The following is a 15,289-nucleotide window of genomic DNA, read 5'->3' on the forward strand; positions in this document are numbered from 1 at the left end:
ACCAGAGTAAATGCTTTTCTACCTACTTTGTTTTGCTCTCATACTCTTGTTGCCTTTCATTAAAAACAAAGGCTACACACTTGCCACGCTATTTTGCTTGGCTTTTATTATGGGAATACGCGACATGATTGGTAGCAAAGACATGTACTATTATAGCTATTTTTTTGAGCGATTTTCATTTCTGGATTTATGGCATTTCAACTTTTACGAACCTGGGTTTAAAACCTATACCATTTTACTGAAATGCCTTTCCAATCAGCGCGAATTTTTCTTTTTCATTACAGCTTTTTCGCTGATTTTCTTGCAAAGTTTTGCTGTAAAAAAGATGAATCTGGGCAGGCTCAGCTACTGGATTTTATTTATCGTATTATGTAAATTTTATTTGCTCGACTTTGTATATTTACGCCAATTGATGGCTACGGGACTTGCATGGATTGCTTTTTCGCACTACTTTGCTACAGGCAAAAAATGGGAGAGTTTTGCATTATTTATTTTCGCCGCATTTTTCCATCGAAGTGCCTTGATCTTATTGCCTCTTTTCTTTATTTTAAATCTAAAAAATAGCTTAAAAATTGTTTTTTGGATTTATGCGGCACTCACAACAGTTGTTATTTTTCAATGGATTACACCCATTTCTCAAAAATTCTTTACAGGAATTGGGCAATATTTTCCTTATTTAGATCGATTGAAATACTACGCCTTTGAAAACACAGAACTTAAATATCTTTATTTGTTGGAAATCCCTTTAATTTTGGTTGTTTTATATTTTATTCCGAAGCTTAAGAACATTCCTGCTCTGCAACAAAGAATCCTATTTAATGCCGTTTTTCTTTATGGATTTTTCTCAATTTTCAGTATGCAAAACACAACTTTCATACGCTTTGCTTGGTTTTATTTCTTGGGATTGGCGAGTGCAATTGTACTGATTTTAAACTATTTTAATCGCTCTGAAATTAAAAATTATATCAAAATCGGAATTTTGGTATATTATTCAGCAATATTTTTTAGAATTTTGATTAGTTTTGATGGCGGAGATTTTATTCCATACAAATCTATTTTTAATGAATTTAAACGAAACGGACAATTTGAAATTTATGAATACAGGCAGTAAAAATATCGTTTTTGCACTATTTTTCCTCATCTTTAGCATGCTAGGATTTCAATCTTGCAAAACACAAAATACCACAGAAAATAGCGAAAAACTAGAATTAAACGCTACTGAATTTAATCAAAAAATCAGCCAAAAGCCAGGCTTAATCCTTGATGTGCGCACGCCAGAAGAGTATGCACAAGGACACCTAAATCAATCACAACTAATTGATTATAAAAGTGATGATTTCAGCCAAAAGGTAAAAGAATTACCGAAAAACAAGCCGATTTATGTGTATTGTCGCTCGGGCAGAAGAAGCCACGAAGCGGCTAAAATCTTGAGAGATCTAGGCTACCACCCCGTTTTTGAGTTAGAAGGTGGCATCATCAGCTGGGAGCAAGCTAAGCTTCCCGTATCGCATTAATCTTTATTCATTTGGCTTGTGTAGAAATTATAGTCTTTGATGATTATTTCTACAAATTCGAGATCGTGCATTTCGGTTTCCACCTGAGTTATTTCTTTGATTTTTTGCGAAAGTTTCCCGATTACTTTAAAATCTCGTTGGCTTTTTGCACTTTCAAATCGTGTTTTAATGATTTGCATATCGGCATCGCTAAACAATAAAACTTGCGGGAAAGATGCTTTGTACTCCTCGCCCACTTCTTCTAAGATTGTGTGATTGATGCTTGAATCATCTTTTAAATCAATGACAGCCGTGCCGCTCGCAATCCCGCCCAAACGCTGATTGTTTTTACTTACAACTATCGATGTAACACCCACCAGCGCAGAACTGAAATAAATATCTATCAAACAAAATACCCAGCGTATAAGATAATCGGCAAAATTGGCTTGATAACCGTCGATTTTAATAATCTGAATTTTGCGTATTTTTTTCCCAATAGTCTGCCCCTCAAGCAACATATTGCACACTAGCGAATAAAAAACAAAGGGCAACATGCATATAATCACAATTGCGACAACGCTCCATTGATCCTGCACATAACTATCAATTTCCACTACTTCAAATAGCACATAAAGAGCAATAAGCGCATATGCTGCTCTTATGACAAAATCAATACCATACGCCAAGGCTCTATCGGAGAAAGAAGCCAAAGGAAACTCAACTTTAACATTTTGACTGGTATTTATTGCAATATAATTCATAAAAATATATTAATTTAGCCCTCGTCTATGAGAGAGGTAGTATTTATCAAACAAAATAAAGAAAAGTGGCTCAATACAGAGCGTGTCTTATTGGGCAAAGTCAATAAAAACCCCGATGAGTTATCCTCCCTTTACATTGATTTAATCAACGACTTATCCTACGCACAAACCTATTATCCTAAGAGTAAAACCATCTCTTATCTTAATAAACTTTCAACAAAAATCTATCAAAAAATTTACAAAACCAAACGCATTGAAGAAAATCAAATAAAATATTTCTTCTTGACCGAAGTGCCACTTTTGGCATACCAATATCGTAAATTTTTATGGGCTTCGGTATTCTTTTTTGTGATTTTCACCACAATTGGGTGGTTTTCTGCGGTAAATGACGAAGAGTTTGTCCGTTTGATTCTAGGCGATGGCTATGTGGACATGACGATTAGCAACATACAAGAAGGAAATCCCATTGCAGTGTATGAAAGTGGCAGCAACTGGGGAAGTGCCATCGGGATTATTTATAATAATTTAAAGGTAGGAGCTACCATGTTCTTATATGGTATTTTCTTGGGACTCGGGAGCATTCTAGCATTGTTTTACAACTGCGTAATGTTGGGCTCGTTTCAATATTTCTTCTTGGAGTACGGAGAGCTAGCTCGTAGCATGCGTGGCATTTGGATTCATGGTGCATTTGAAATAAGTGCCATGATAATCGAATGTATGGCGGGGCTCATACTCGGCGCATCGATTTTATTTCCAAGGACTTACTCTCGACTTAATTCTTTCAAATTAGGTATTAGAGATGCTTTTAAAATCTTCATCAGCACAGTGCCATTTACCATAGTGGCGGGAATTTTTGAAGGTTTTGTAACAAGGCACGCCCTAGATATGCCTTTAATCCTTAACTTAATCATCATTTTTGGATGTTTTGGGTTCATCTTATTTTATTATGTTTTTTATCCTAAAAAAGTGTTTAATCAAATAAATTCTAAGTTATGATTTTCTACAAAAAAAGAAACCTTGGCGAATTAATTTCAGATTCTCTCGGATTTTTCAAAGAATATGGAAAAAATTTCCTGAAAAATTACATCGCACTATCTGGTGGCGTAATTATTTTAATCCTAGTAATTTCCTTTTTTATATTAAAGGACATTCCCTTTAATCTTTTAATATTGGGAGGAAATAGCAATTTCATTTATTCCTATTTCTCAGAAAATATAGGCTTATTTGGATTTGTTGGCTTTTTGATACTATTCTTATTCTTTATTTTAGGATGCATTAGTTATTCATTACCAATCCTGTACATGCAAACTGCTAGCGAGCAAAACCGTAAAAACTTTAGCATTCAAGAAATTTTTGATGTTTTTAAAAACAAACTTGGGCGTATAGCCACCTACTTTATCATTGCTTTTCTTTTAGCCATTCCTATTGGTTTTGTACTCATTCTAATCTTGGCATTACTCATGGCACCTGCAAGCTTATTTATGGGAGACAGCTTTGTCCTCAATGCGATAGGCTTTCTTTTAATTGTTGCGATTCTATTGTTTTTTGGTGTATCATTATTATTAATTTTCACATTGAGCTTTAATAATTATATATTAACCGATATGGGCTTTTTTCAATCCATAGGAAAAGCATTTTCTATTACATTTTCAAAAAACTTCAAAAAATATTTTTTAAGCGTTTTTCTTTCCTATTTAATCATTTCCACTATCCAGATGGCAGTGGGGCTCATTGTAGGATTAATCGCAGGATTTGCTGCTATGGCGGGCGTAAGTGAGGACGCTGTAAACCCAGGTTTTATAGCTTCATTCACAGTCATAATCACCGTAGTTTCTTATATCCTCTCTTTTGTTTTAGGGCTTATTTTATCTAACTTAATATACATCAACATCGGACTTATTTATTACGACTCAAGAGAAGATTTACACCGCGAAGTTTTCTTTGATGAGATTGATACGATTGGCACCAATGCTTAAAAAATCATTTCAAATATTATTTTTCTTATGGGTTTCCGTGAGCTGGGCACAGCTCTCGGAGCCCGATTTATTTCCCCCAAAGGAAGACAGCCTTACCAGCATTGATTCTTTGATTTCATACAATCCCGAAATCGTGAATCAAAAACTGGAGGAACGCAACTTTTCTGAAAATCCTAAGGAAAAATACACTGGTATCGACTTTGAATACCATGACAACCAAAAAAGTCTATCGCTCTTTGAGAGGCTAAAAAGATGGCTCTACCGAATTTTGCGTATGAAAAAACTTGAAGCTAAATTGGGTAGCTGGGCAACTTATGCTGTGTATTTCATCTGTGGACTAATCATTCTCTCTGCCCTTTATGTGGGGGTAAAATTCATAGCAAAAGAAAAAGGAAATTTATTTTTTGCTAAAAAAGGTAAAACCTTAAACATCGAACCCGAAGAAATCATCGAAGATATCCACGAAATCGATTTCACCAAGATTATTTCAGATTACGAATTGCAGGGCAATTACAAATCCGCATTGCGTTATCAGTTTTTAAAATTATTGAAAGAATATACCGATTTGGGCAAAATCAATTGGATGCAAGAAAAAACCAACACCGATTATTTGCACGAGCTTAAAAACCCTGCCGATAAAAAGCATTTTGAGCGAGCTGTGTATATTTTCGACCATGTATGGTATGGCGACTTCAACATCAACGAGACGGCTTATCACACTTTTACTCAAGAATTTAAACTAAAACCAGAAAGCCATGAACAATAAGTTATTTCGCACCTATGGCATTATTCTGGGCATGGTCGTTTTGATTATGCTAGTTTTTGAATTTACAAAAACGCCCATTTCTAATTGGACAAAAACTTATAATGAAAACAGCAAAGACCCTTTTGGGCTTTATATTTTTGATCAAGAAGCGGATTCTCTGTTTCACGGAAAGCTCACGCGCACAAGCGAGAGCCCTTTTGAATATGAACCCGCAGATTCCACCCAAACGAGAAATTATTTAATTATCGGGAAACAAATCAGCGAAGAAGCGAAGGACAAACTACTGAGCGAAGTAGAAAAAGGCTGTAACCTTTTCTTGGCAAGCGATAACTATTATGGAAAAAGTATGATGAGTAGAATCCTCATCAATTCTTTTTATATGGAAAAAATCGACACGCTAAACCTAAATTTTATCAATAAACGAATCTCTCCTATTTCGCTATCCCATTTAAACGATGTTTTGCTGATCACTCACGCAAAGCCAAATAGCTTAAATGTACTGGGTACCACAAAAAATCACTCAAATAATAAAATTGGGAGTTTCTTTGTAGAAATTCCTCTCGGAAAGGGAAAAATTTACTTCATAAGCACGCCCGAAATCTTTACCAATTATGGTATTTTAAACGGAGAAAACTACAAGGCTATTCCTAAAATTTTAGGCTATTTGCCAAATCAAGAAACCATCTGGTTCCAGAACCGATCAAATAAAGAATGGAAATATCAAAATTCCATTTTACGGGTAATTTTTGAAAATCCGCCACTCAAATGGGCGTGGAGACTTTTCCTTTTGGGCTTAATTATTTTTATGATTTTCACCGCAAAAAGAAAACAACGCATTATCCCAATCATTCCGCCCGTGAAAAACGAATCGGCAGAATTTGTTAAAAACATAAGCAATCTATATCTGCAAGAAGGCGACGCCAAAGATATGGCACAGAAAAAAGCCCTGTATTTCTTGCAAAAAGTGCGCTCAGAACTTATGATCCCAACCGATGAATTAGACCAAAAATTCATTGAAAGACTACACATCAAAACCATGCAACCGCACGAAACCATACAAGAAGCCGTGCGATTGCTCACCAAAGCAATTCACCCCAAGGCACCCGTGCACGAAGAGGAATTAATTAAAATGAATAAACTTTTAGACCAAATATATAAATCATAGCAAATGGAAGAACTAAATAATCCCACAGAATTTAACAATCGAATTGATTTAGCACCGCTTAAAGAAGGCTTAGAGCGTGTAAAAAACGAGATAAAGAAAGTAATCGTAGGACAAGACGAAATGGTGGAGCAGCTACTGGTGGCGTTGCTTTCCAATGGACATGTGCTCATCGAAGGCGTGCCAGGGGTGGCAAAAACGATTACAGCCAAACTTTTAGCCAAAACACTTTCGGTAGATTTTAGCCGAATCCAGTTTACGCCAGATTTAATGCCGTCTGATATTTTAGGAACTTCGGTATTTAACCTTAAAACCTCTGACTTTGAGTTTAAAGCAGGACCGATTTTCTCAAATTTCGTTTTGATCGACGAGATTAACCGTTCGCCTGCTAAAACACAATCTGCCCTTTTTGAGGTGATGGAAGAACGCCAAGTAACTATTGATAGCCAAACTTATAAAATGCAACTTCCGTTCTTTGTGATTGCCACTCAAAACCCGATTGAACAAGAAGGAACTTACCGATTGCCAGAAGCTCAGCTTGATCGTTTTTTGTTTAAAATTAAAGTGGGCTACCCGAATTTAGAACAAGAAATCGACATTATTCAGCGACAACAAGCACTCAAAAACCACGGAAAACTGGACGACATTCAGCAAGTATTGAGTGGCAAGGATTTGCTTAAATTCCAAGCGCAAATCAAAGAAATTATCGTGGAGCCACACCTCATGGAATACATCGCCAAAATCGTGATCAATACACGCGAAAATCCATTTTTGTATCTAGGAGCATCGCCTCGTGCCTCTTTGGCATTGCTTGTGGCGTCTAAAGGTTTTGCGGGCATTCGCGGTCGTGATTTTGTAACGCCAGAAGACATTAAACAAGCTGCTACTGCCGTATTGCGCCACCGTGTGATTGTGTCGCCTGAGCGCGAAATGGAAGGACTCTCTACCGATGAAATCATCCGTCAAATTTTAGAAAATATAGAAATCCCTCGCTAATTCCCCTCGCCAAACTACGATATGAAAAGACTTAAAACACTTTACATTCAGCCACTTTTTTATTGGCTGCTTTTTGCCATCATTGTGCTATTTGTGCTCGGGCTTCTTTCGCCCCTATTTTTCTCTGTGGCACAAGGCGTTTTGGCATTGTTTAGCATTGTCTTTATCGTAGATGTAGTGTTGCTTTATCATCTCAAGCAAGGGGTGCAATCGAGCCGAGAATTGCCTGAAAAATTCTCGAATGGCGATGAAAATCCTGTGCGTATTGATGTTAAAAACCTTTATCCTTTCGGGATTAAAATCAATATTATAGATGAAATTCCGTTTCAGTTTCAAAAAAGGGATTTTTTAATTAAACAAAAAATCAAAAAAAACGACAACACCTATTTTTCTTATAATTTAATACCCAAACAACGCGGCGAATATCATTTTGGAAATTTAAATATTTATGTGATTTCGCCGATTGGTTTGGTCTCGCGTCGCTATCAGCAACAGAAAGCCAAAACGCTGGCGTGTTATCCTTCGTTCATTCGCTTGCCTGAGTACGAACTAATTGCCTTAAAAAATGAATTTTTATTAGGCGGGATAAAAAAAATTAGAAAAATCGGGACAACGCTCGAGTTTGAGCAAATCAAAGATTATGTGCAGGGCGACGACATCCGCACGATTAACTGGAAAGCTACGGGGAAAATGAACCGCCTGATGGTGAACCAGTATCAGGAAGAACGCTCGCAACGCATTTATATGCTGATAGACCAAGGACGAACGATGAAAATGCCGTTTGACGGGCTAAGCCTGCTGGATTATTCTATCAACGCATCGATGGCATTGTCTCACATTGTGCTCAAAAAGAAAGACCATGCGGGTATCGCAGTGTTTTCTCGCAAGATTGAGCAAATCGTGAAAGCCGACCACAAATCCTTTCAGCTCAAACGAATTGCCAATGCGCTGTACAATGTTTCTACGGATTTTGCAGAATCGGATTTTAACCGATTATACACCGATTTGCGCTACAAAATCACACGCAGAAGTCTGTTTTTCTTGTTTTCTAATTTCGAAACACTGGATGCGCTCTATCGCCAATTGCCGTATTTGCGAGCGATTTCCAAAAATCACATTTTGGTGGTAATTTTCTTTAAAAATAAACTGCTAAAGGAAATGGTGGAAAAAACTGACCACGAAAATATGCAACAGGTGTATGACGAAATCATTGCCGAAAAATTTGAATACGAAAAGAAATTGATTCGCCAAGAATTGTCCAAATACGGAATTCATTCGATTTACACGCTCCCCGAAAACTTGAGTGTAGGCGTTATCAATAAATATTTGGAAATCAAAGCACGCGGGATTTTGTAAAATGAAAATAACTTAGTCTTATAAAAATCCTCACATCATGATAAAGAAAATTATTGTTTTAGCAATTTTGTTTAGTTTTAGTTCATGCTGGTACATTGGTATTTCTAAAAATGAATTTAAACAATATCGTTATTCTAAAAAAAATCCGTTTCTTTTTCAATTAAAAATGAGAGAAGGCGAAGAAAAAAAAATTGAGAATATAATAGATTTGAATTCTATTTATGTGAATAATTATACTGTTCAAGGGAGAAACTACAAACAGTATTTAAAGTTTTATAAAAACGGAAGAATGGCTATTTATAATGAAAACGAACTACCCGAAGAAGGATTTGACCCAAGAAAATCATATATGGGAGTATATGAAATGAAAAATGATGAATTATATTATGAGTATTTTATTTATTGGGTACAGGGTGGACATGTTAGATTTAGAATAGAAGTGCTTCTTGATAAAAATTCTGACAAAGGATCTATTCAAACAAAGCAAATTAGACCGAAAAGAGAACAAATGGAAGTAATAACTTACCAGAAGTTTCCCGATTCTTCCCAAATAAAAATTTTGCCTGATTGGTAAATTAACTGAAGCAAATATTTAATAATTATTCCTATAAAAAACCTTTATCAAAAACAAAAAAGGAGAAAAATTGTTTTTTTCTCCTTTTTTTATGTTTAGTCGTTAAGCTTAAGCACCGCCATAAAAGCACTCTGTGGCACCTCAACGCGTCCCACTTGGCGCATACGCTTTTTACCTTTTTTCTGTTTTTCCAAAAGTTTTCTCTTACGCGAGATATCCCCTCCGTAACATTTTGCCGTTACATCTTTTCTTAGGGCTTTGATGGTTTCACGCGCGATGATTTTAGCTCCAATTGCCGCTTGAATTGGGATATCAAACATTTGTCTTGGGATCAATTCACGCAGTTTAGAGCACATTTTTTTACCAATCTCATAAGCATTATCTCTGTGCACCAAGGCTGAAAGTGCATCGACAGATTCGCCGTTAATGAGCACATCTAAACGCACCAATTGCGACGGACGCATACCTATTGGTGAATAATCGAACGATGCATAACCTTTTGAAATGGTTTTTAATCGATCATAAAAATCAAACACTACCTCAGAAAGTGGCATATTAAAGGTAAGTTCCACTCGGTCTGATGTCAAATAAGTTTGATTCACGATTTCTCCACGCTTATCGATACACAAAGTCATCACAGGCCCCACGAAATCGGCTTTGGTAATGATAGAAGCCTTGATGTATGGCTCCTCGATACGATCCAAGCCCGATGGGTCTGGCAAATCAGATGGGTTGTTTACCAAAATCATTTCATCTGGATTTTTCACGGTGTAGGCATGGTACGACACATTGGGAACGGTGGTAATCACCGTCATATCAAACTCACGCTCAAGCCTTTCCTGAATAATCTCTAAGTGAAGCATGCCCAAGAAACCACAACGGAATCCGAAACCTAATGCCGCCGAACTTTCTTTTTGGAAAGTAAGCGAAGCATCATTTAATTGTAATTTCTCAAGCGAGTAAGTCAATTCTTCGTAATCCTCGGTATCTACGGGATAAATCCCTGCAAACACCATAGGCTTCACCTCCTCGAATCCTCCGATAGGCTTATCAGCAGGTCGTTTTACAGAGGTTATGGTGTCCCCCACTTTTACATCCACAGCAGTTTTAATCCCAGAAATGATATAGCCCACATCTCCTGTTTTAATAACTTTTTTGGGCTGTTGTTTTAGTTTTAAAGTTCCAATCTCGTCGGCTTCGTATTCCTTGCCCGTTTGCATAAACTTCACCGCCTCGTGCTCATGGATTTCGCCATTTACAACTTTAAAGAAAGCCTCCACCCCACGGAATGGATTATACACTGAATCGAAAATCAACGCCTGCAAAGGTGCATTCGGGTCTCCTTCTGGTGGCGGAATACGCTCAATAATCGCAGCCAAGATATCCTCTACTCCAATACCTGTTTTTCCGCTGGCACGGATGATGTCCTCTTTGTCGCAACCGAGCAAATCGATGATGTCGTCTGACACCTCTTCTGGATTGGCACTTGGCAAGTCTATTTTATTTAAAATTGGAATGATTTCTAAATCGTTTTCCAAAGCTAAATAAAGGTTTGAAATCGTTTGTGCCTGAATACTCTGTGCCGCATCTACAATCAATAAAGCACCCTCGCACGCCGCAATAGAGCGCGAAACCTCGTAAGAGAAATCCACATGGCCGGGAGTATCGATAAGGTTTAATATATACTGTTCTCCTTTATACTCATACTCCATTTGTATCGCATGCGATTTAATGGTGATACCACGCTCGCGCTCCAAGTCCATGTCGTCTAGCAACTGGTCTTGCATTTCGCGCTCGGTCACCGATTGTGTGTGAGATAATAGTCTATCTGCCAAGGTACTCTTCCCGTGGTCTATATGGGCTATGATACAAAAATTGCGTATGTTCTTCATAAATCTATTGTAGATTTGCAAAAATACTAAAAACTTTTGATTGTAAAATATTTAGATTAAACAACTTCTAATTTTGAATCCAATCAAAGTAATTTTTCCATTTGCAAACACTCTTTTTTGGGTTTTATCTTTATCAAAATGGCTCCTTTTATCCATTTTCTTTCCTAGACTACTTTTTTACAAAACCTGATTAGTGTCACTATTAAACATTTTACAAATATTTAATTACCAAACAAATAAAAAACTTGTAGACACATTGTAGACGCAAAAAAACACCTGCATCTACTGCAAAAAACATTTGATTTTTTTGATTTGCAGAAAGGTTTAAAATCTCAAGTTATGTCTGACATCAATAAAAAACTTCCATTTTTAGAAATTATCGAGTGGGTGGCAGAAAATCCAAACCTACTTATGGTAAAAGTATGCGACAACGATAAAGAAATAAAAAATGGGGCTAAACTCGTTGTGAGAGAAAGCCAAAAAGTTATGTTCCTGAACGAGGGAACAATTGCTGATATTTTTGAGCCAGGCACATATTCGCTTAAAACCGAGAACATTCCTATCCTTAGTAAACTAAAGGGCTGGAAATATGGTTTTGAAAGCCCTTTTAAAGCTGATGTATATTATTTTGCTACCACACAATTTGTAAACCTAAAATGGGGAACTCCTGCTCCCGTTATCGTGAGAGATAGTCAGTTTGGGCAGGTGCGTGTAAAGGCGTTTGGTAGCTACAATGTCCGCATCAAAGATGTTGCAAAATTCTTTAAAGAATATGCAGGAACTTTTCCTAGACTCACCATTTTTGAATTGGAATATCAATTACGCGATTTCATTGCACCAAAATTTGCCGAAGTTTTATCGAACTCAGGAATTTCTATTCTTGATTTAGCGGGAAATCTATCGGATTTAAGTCAAAAAATCACACCTCTAATTGCTCCTTACTTTGAAGATTTGGGCGTGGAGATTACGCAATTCACCATCAGTTCGGCAACGCTTCCATCAGAAGTCACCAAACATTATGATGAAGTAACTAGCATGAACATGATTGGCGATATGGACAAATTTGCCAAGTTCCAAGCGGCAAAAGCTGTAGGCAGAGACGGCTCTCCTATGCAAACAGGCATGCAACAAGGTGCCGCTATGGGGGCAATGATGGGAGCAATGCAACAAGCTCAATCCAATGGACAGAATACTAATAACCAAACCTCTTCTTCCGCAGATGATTTAGCCTCAAGGTTACAAAAGCTAAAGACTTTATTCGACAGTGGCTTAATCGATGAGGAAGAATTTAAAGCTAAAAAAGCGGAGATTATTGCCTCGTTATAGTTTATTTTCTAAAAAATAAAACCCATGGAAGAACCCAACAAAAAACCATTATCAATGGTCGAGCGAATGAAACTCAAAGCCAAGCAACAGCAGAAATACGGTGGCGAGTTTGTAGAGAAAAAAGCCGAAGTGGCTGCCCTAGATTGCCCTAATTGTGGAGCAGGAAGAGCCAAGCACGAGGGCGTAACCCATTGTGCTTATTGTGGTTTTCAGTTTATAGAAAAAAAGATGGACAAAGGAATTTTTATAAATGACGAGGACAATTCGCATCCGTTTAAATCATAGAGTATGGAAAACTTACAAGCCTTAAAAGAGCGTTCGCAAGTATTTTTACAAAAACTCAGAGCCAAAGCCCAAGAGCTGGAAGACGAGGTTTTGCCCGTGGTGCAGTCGGTCTATGATGAAGACCCAGACCGCTACAAGCGAGAATATGGACACTTCAAACAAGGCATCGTCAATCAGTTCAAGTCCTTGATTCAAAAGGCAAACGAGGTGTACAACAAGCAAATTTCACCCAAAAGAAATATCGGTGTGAATGCTTCGAGCGATTATAAAACCCTATTTCAGGAAATCACCAAATTATTCGAGGACTTCCGAACCGAAATGTATGCCAAAGAAGATCAAATTTTTGGCACGGTAAAAGAAATCAGCAACGAAGTCTATTTACAAAAAGCCTTGGCGGAGTATGAGGAGATAAAAAACGCTTTCACCTGCACGCAATGTGGTGCCCCGATAGAGATCAAGGAGCTTTATTTTGTCTCTACCTACATCCGTTGCGAGTATTGCCAAACGCAAAACACCTTTGTACCTGGCTCTAATATGCAACATATTAGATTTTACACCCGTGATATTGGCGAAGAACGCCATAAAGATTTAGAACAACAGTACGAAGACTTGAGGCTCAACAGCGATAAGGAAAAAGAAGCCCTTTGGGCATATTTCCACTACCGAGCCATGGTTTGGCTAGAGAAAGTTCGCATACTGCCCATTATGAAAGAGGATGACAAGAAGATCTTTTACCGAGAAATCGACGATGAGGTGAATGCCTATACCGAGAGCAAATTTTTGTACAAACCAGCACTATACACCTACTTGCTCGAGAGATTAGGCTTTGAGGAAGAATATCCCTTGGCAGAGCTTTCCAAAGACAGCCCCCAGTATTGGGACAAGCAGCAATTGCTGGAGCTCTCTCTCGGATTTTTGGAACATGTAGGCGATTTAGAGAAATATACCGAGCTCTACAACCTGCACCACCAGCGACTAGAACAAACAATTAACCAATTAAATAATTTGTAAAAAAACTAAATTTTATGAAACAGTATCCAGATGTAAAACTCCATGGGAAGTACACAGATTTAAGCTTTTGGGCAGGACTTATTTTCATGCCCCCAGTATTTGCCATCTTATTCTTTATCCTAATGGGTGGCGACAATAGCACGCTCAAAACCATCATTTTCGGGCTTATATTCTTAACCATTTTCGTCCTTTTCTTATGGGTTGAGTTCACGATGTGCAAGGCAGAAATCAAGGACAATCAATTGTATTTAAAAAAATATTTCCGCCCGACCAAGGTCTTTAAACTCTCTGAGCTGAAAGATGTAAAAACCATGAGTTTCACCAATGCCAAGCACATTCAAATCTCGAGCGACGGAGTTCGAGCCAGAAGAGACACCTACAATTGGGTAACCTTGGAAAAAGACGGCGTCAAGGAAAAATTCATGATCATCGGGTATAATTTCTTCTTAGGCGACGAGCCTGTGGACAGCGAGCAAATCCTAAAAGAAATTGCCGCCGAAAACAAAAAATAACTGGGACAGAGTTCGTCCCACTTGGGACAAGCTTCGTCCTATCTAGGACAAGACATTTCCTACCTAGGACAAGCATCGTCCCACTTAGGACACACCAAGTCCCAGATGGGACAAGCCATTCCCCATCTAGGACACGTCCCGTCCCACCTAGGACACACGATTTCACACATAAAAACAAAGACAAAAAAACAAGAATTTCAACCATTTAACATTTCAATCAAATCAATTATGAAACATTTATTTTTAGTCCTATTTCTATCAATCACAGGATTATTTAGCAACCAAGCGCAAGCCGCAAAAGTCATCCCAATCGGAACAGTCGAAAAATTAAAAACCGTGGCAGACCTGCCCAATACCGAAGACTACCAAGACCGCCCAGGAGAATACATAGACCTCGGCATTAAATACAAATACTTCCACATCGCATGGATGCCCGTTTGGATTATCGACGAGCCAGAATTAGTAGGACTAAGCAGCATCAACAAAGAAATCTACTACGAGATCTCACCAGAAGAAATCCAAGCCATCATTCAAGAAAACAACCTCCCACCAGCCGAGGAGCTTAAACACTTAGGCTTTTTCCAAAAATACTGGGGAGCACTTGTCATTATCGGCATCATCGCCATAACCTTCATATACTCCTCCTTTCACAACAAAGAGGAAGAAGAGGAAAAAAAAGAAGCATAAAACCACAACAAGCAAATTCAATAACAATTAAAACATAAAAAAATGAAAGAAAACTTCAACAAGTATTTCGTAAATGTACTAAAGAACGATTACGCCAACTTTAAAGGAAGAACCAACAGAAAAGCCTACTGGATTTTCATTGGAATCAGTTTAGTAATATCCATTATATTAGGAATCATAGACGGCATCACAGGACTTCCCATTCTCGGGCTCCTATTCTCTTTAGCCACACTAGTCCCAAGTATAGCCATTGGCGTAAGAAGAATGCACGATGTAGGCAAAAGCGGCTGGTTTCTACTCATACCATTCTACAACCTCTACCTAGCTATACAACCTAGCGACGCAGCAAACCAGTACGGAGCCCCAGAAATAGAATAATTATTTCCACTGGGACGGAGGGCGTGCCCCTACGGGTCGGGCTTTCGGCTATATCTTTTTTGCCACACAAAGTGGCAAAAAAGGATACCGCCTCTATCCCTCACGCACAACCAA

17 protein-coding genes are annotated in these 15,289 nt (G+C 37.9%); 15 read left to right on the forward strand and 2 right to left on the reverse strand.

The window, feature by feature from the left end; genetic code table 11:
* Window positions 1-10 precede the first annotated feature (10 nt).
* Window positions 11-1,111: an EpsG family protein gene (locus ORNRH_RS03650; protein WP_014790557.1), complete on the forward strand. Its 1,101-nt coding sequence runs from the start codon at window positions 11-13 to the stop codon at window positions 1,109-1,111.
* Complete coding sequence (locus ORNRH_RS03655) at window positions 1,095-1,514, forward strand: rhodanese-like domain-containing protein (protein ID WP_164881976.1); 420 nt, start codon at window positions 1,095-1,097, stop codon at window positions 1,512-1,514. The genes ORNRH_RS03650 and ORNRH_RS03655 overlap by 17 nt, the downstream gene beginning before the upstream one ends.
* On the opposite strand, the gene ORNRH_RS03660 is transcribed toward ORNRH_RS03655, so the two are convergent.
* Window positions 1,511-2,254, reverse strand: coding sequence for an RDD family protein (locus ORNRH_RS03660; RefSeq protein WP_014790559.1), 744 nt, complete (start codon window positions 2,252-2,254; stop codon window positions 1,511-1,513). The two genes, ORNRH_RS03655 and ORNRH_RS03660, sit on opposite strands and share 4 nt — an antisense overlap.
* A 27-nt stretch (window positions 2,255-2,281) precedes the next feature.
* On the opposite strand from ORNRH_RS03660, the gene ORNRH_RS03665 reads away from it, so the two are divergent.
* Genes ORNRH_RS03665 through ORNRH_RS03695 form a run of 7 tightly spaced genes read left to right on the forward strand, consistent with a single transcriptional unit; the run spans window position 2,282 to window position 9,084 of the window.
* Window positions 2,282-3,250 (forward strand): stage II sporulation protein M, encoded by a 969-nt coding sequence (locus tag ORNRH_RS03665; protein ID WP_014790560.1) that lies wholly within the window; start codon window positions 2,282-2,284, stop codon window positions 3,248-3,250.
* Window positions 3,247-4,230, forward strand: coding sequence for a hypothetical protein (locus ORNRH_RS03670; protein WP_014790561.1), 984 nt, complete (start codon window positions 3,247-3,249; stop codon window positions 4,228-4,230). The genes ORNRH_RS03665 and ORNRH_RS03670 overlap by 4 nt, the downstream gene beginning before the upstream one ends.
* Window positions 4,199-4,996: a hypothetical protein gene (locus ORNRH_RS03675; RefSeq protein WP_155814492.1), complete on the forward strand. Its 798-nt coding sequence runs from the start codon at window positions 4,199-4,201 to the stop codon at window positions 4,994-4,996. The genes ORNRH_RS03670 and ORNRH_RS03675 overlap by 32 nt, the downstream gene beginning before the upstream one ends.
* Window positions 4,986-6,161: a DUF4350 domain-containing protein gene (locus ORNRH_RS03680; RefSeq protein WP_014790563.1), complete on the forward strand. Its 1,176-nt coding sequence runs from the start codon at window positions 4,986-4,988 to the stop codon at window positions 6,159-6,161. Before ORNRH_RS03675 ends, ORNRH_RS03680 begins: the two co-directional genes overlap by 11 nt.
* A gap of 3 nt (window positions 6,162-6,164) precedes the next feature.
* Window positions 6,165-7,154, forward strand: a complete 990-nt coding sequence (locus ORNRH_RS03685; protein WP_014790564.1) for an AAA family ATPase — start codon at window positions 6,165-6,167, stop codon at window positions 7,152-7,154.
* A 21-nt stretch (window positions 7,155-7,175) separates the two neighbouring features.
* Entirely contained in the window at window positions 7,176-8,510 is a 1,335-nt protein-coding gene (locus ORNRH_RS03690) for a DUF58 domain-containing protein (RefSeq protein ID WP_014790565.1), read from the forward strand.
* Between the two features lie 37 nt (window positions 8,511-8,547).
* Window positions 8,548-9,084, forward strand: coding sequence for a hypothetical protein (locus ORNRH_RS03695; RefSeq protein WP_014790566.1), 537 nt, complete (start codon window positions 8,548-8,550; stop codon window positions 9,082-9,084).
* Between the two features lie 95 nt (window positions 9,085-9,179).
* On the opposite strand, the gene lepA is transcribed toward ORNRH_RS03695, so the two are convergent.
* The gene (gene lepA / locus ORNRH_RS03700; protein WP_014790567.1) at window positions 9,180-10,976 is read right to left on the reverse strand and encodes a translation elongation factor 4; all 1,797 of its coding nucleotides are present in this window, start codon (window positions 10,974-10,976) and stop codon (window positions 9,180-9,182) included.
* A gap of 339 nt (window positions 10,977-11,315) precedes the next feature.
* On the opposite strand from lepA, the gene ORNRH_RS03705 reads away from it, so the two are divergent.
* From ORNRH_RS03705 to ORNRH_RS03730, 6 genes are all read left to right on the forward strand, one after another.
* Window positions 11,316-12,302: an SPFH domain-containing protein gene (locus tag ORNRH_RS03705; protein WP_014790568.1), complete on the forward strand. Its 987-nt coding sequence runs from the start codon at window positions 11,316-11,318 to the stop codon at window positions 12,300-12,302.
* Between the two features lie 24 nt (window positions 12,303-12,326).
* On the forward strand, window positions 12,327-12,587 hold the full coding sequence (locus tag ORNRH_RS03710) for a hypothetical protein (protein WP_014790569.1): 261 nt from the start codon (window positions 12,327-12,329) through the stop codon (window positions 12,585-12,587).
* Window positions 12,588-12,590: 3 nt separating this feature from the next.
* Window positions 12,591-13,598, forward strand: a complete 1,008-nt coding sequence (locus ORNRH_RS03715) for a TFIIB-type zinc ribbon-containing protein (RefSeq protein WP_014790570.1) — start codon at window positions 12,591-12,593, stop codon at window positions 13,596-13,598.
* Between the two features lie 14 nt (window positions 13,599-13,612).
* On the forward strand, window positions 13,613-14,110 hold the full coding sequence (locus ORNRH_RS03720; protein ID WP_014790571.1) for a hypothetical protein: 498 nt from the start codon (window positions 13,613-13,615) through the stop codon (window positions 14,108-14,110).
* A 228-nt stretch (window positions 14,111-14,338) separates the two neighbouring features.
* Entirely contained in the window at window positions 14,339-14,797 is a 459-nt protein-coding gene (locus tag ORNRH_RS03725; RefSeq protein ID WP_014790572.1) for a hypothetical protein, read from the forward strand.
* A gap of 42 nt (window positions 14,798-14,839) precedes the next feature.
* Complete coding sequence (locus ORNRH_RS03730) at window positions 14,840-15,175, forward strand: DUF805 domain-containing protein (protein ID WP_014790573.1); 336 nt, start codon at window positions 14,840-14,842, stop codon at window positions 15,173-15,175.
* The last annotated feature ends 114 nt before the right edge of the window (window positions 15,176-15,289 follow it).

Source organism: Ornithobacterium rhinotracheale DSM 15997, assembly GCF_000265465.1.
GTDB classification, from domain to species: Bacteria; Bacteroidota; Bacteroidia; order Flavobacteriales; family Weeksellaceae; genus Ornithobacterium; species Ornithobacterium rhinotracheale.

Excerpts from the sequence above, each read along its gene's own strand:
- ORNRH_RS03650 (WP_014790557.1), top strand. The coding sequence starts at position 11 with ATGCTTTTCTACCTACTTTGTTTTGCTCTCATACTCTTGTTGCCTTTC.
- ORNRH_RS03655 (WP_164881976.1), top strand. The coding sequence starts at position 1,095 with ATGAATACAGGCAGTAAAAATATCGTTTTTGCACTATTTTTCCTCATC.
- ORNRH_RS03660 (WP_014790559.1), bottom strand. The coding sequence starts at position 2,254 with ATGAATTATATTGCAATAAATACCAGTCAAAATGTTAAAGTTGAGTTT.
- ORNRH_RS03665 (WP_014790560.1), top strand. The coding sequence starts at position 2,282 with ATGAGAGAGGTAGTATTTATCAAACAAAATAAAGAAAAGTGGCTCAAT.
- ORNRH_RS03670 (WP_014790561.1), top strand. The coding sequence starts at position 3,247 with ATGATTTTCTACAAAAAAAGAAACCTTGGCGAATTAATTTCAGATTCT.
- ORNRH_RS03675 (WP_155814492.1), top strand. The coding sequence starts at position 4,199 with ATGAGATTGATACGATTGGCACCAATGCTTAAAAAATCATTTCAAATA.
- ORNRH_RS03680 (WP_014790563.1), top strand. The coding sequence starts at position 4,986 with ATGAACAATAAGTTATTTCGCACCTATGGCATTATTCTGGGCATGGTC.
- ORNRH_RS03685 (WP_014790564.1), top strand. The coding sequence starts at position 6,165 with ATGGAAGAACTAAATAATCCCACAGAATTTAACAATCGAATTGATTTA.
- ORNRH_RS03690 (WP_014790565.1), top strand. The coding sequence starts at position 7,176 with ATGAAAAGACTTAAAACACTTTACATTCAGCCACTTTTTTATTGGCTG.
- ORNRH_RS03695 (WP_014790566.1), top strand. The coding sequence starts at position 8,548 with ATGATAAAGAAAATTATTGTTTTAGCAATTTTGTTTAGTTTTAGTTCA.
- lepA (WP_014790567.1), bottom strand. The coding sequence starts at position 10,976 with ATGAAGAACATACGCAATTTTTGTATCATAGCCCATATAGACCACGGG.
- ORNRH_RS03705 (WP_014790568.1), top strand. The coding sequence starts at position 11,316 with ATGTCTGACATCAATAAAAAACTTCCATTTTTAGAAATTATCGAGTGG.
- ORNRH_RS03710 (WP_014790569.1), top strand. The coding sequence starts at position 12,327 with ATGGAAGAACCCAACAAAAAACCATTATCAATGGTCGAGCGAATGAAA.
- ORNRH_RS03715 (WP_014790570.1), top strand. The coding sequence starts at position 12,591 with ATGGAAAACTTACAAGCCTTAAAAGAGCGTTCGCAAGTATTTTTACAA.
- ORNRH_RS03720 (WP_014790571.1), top strand. The coding sequence starts at position 13,613 with ATGAAACAGTATCCAGATGTAAAACTCCATGGGAAGTACACAGATTTA.
- ORNRH_RS03725 (WP_014790572.1), top strand. The coding sequence starts at position 14,339 with ATGAAACATTTATTTTTAGTCCTATTTCTATCAATCACAGGATTATTT.
- ORNRH_RS03730 (WP_014790573.1), top strand. The coding sequence starts at position 14,840 with ATGAAAGAAAACTTCAACAAGTATTTCGTAAATGTACTAAAGAACGAT.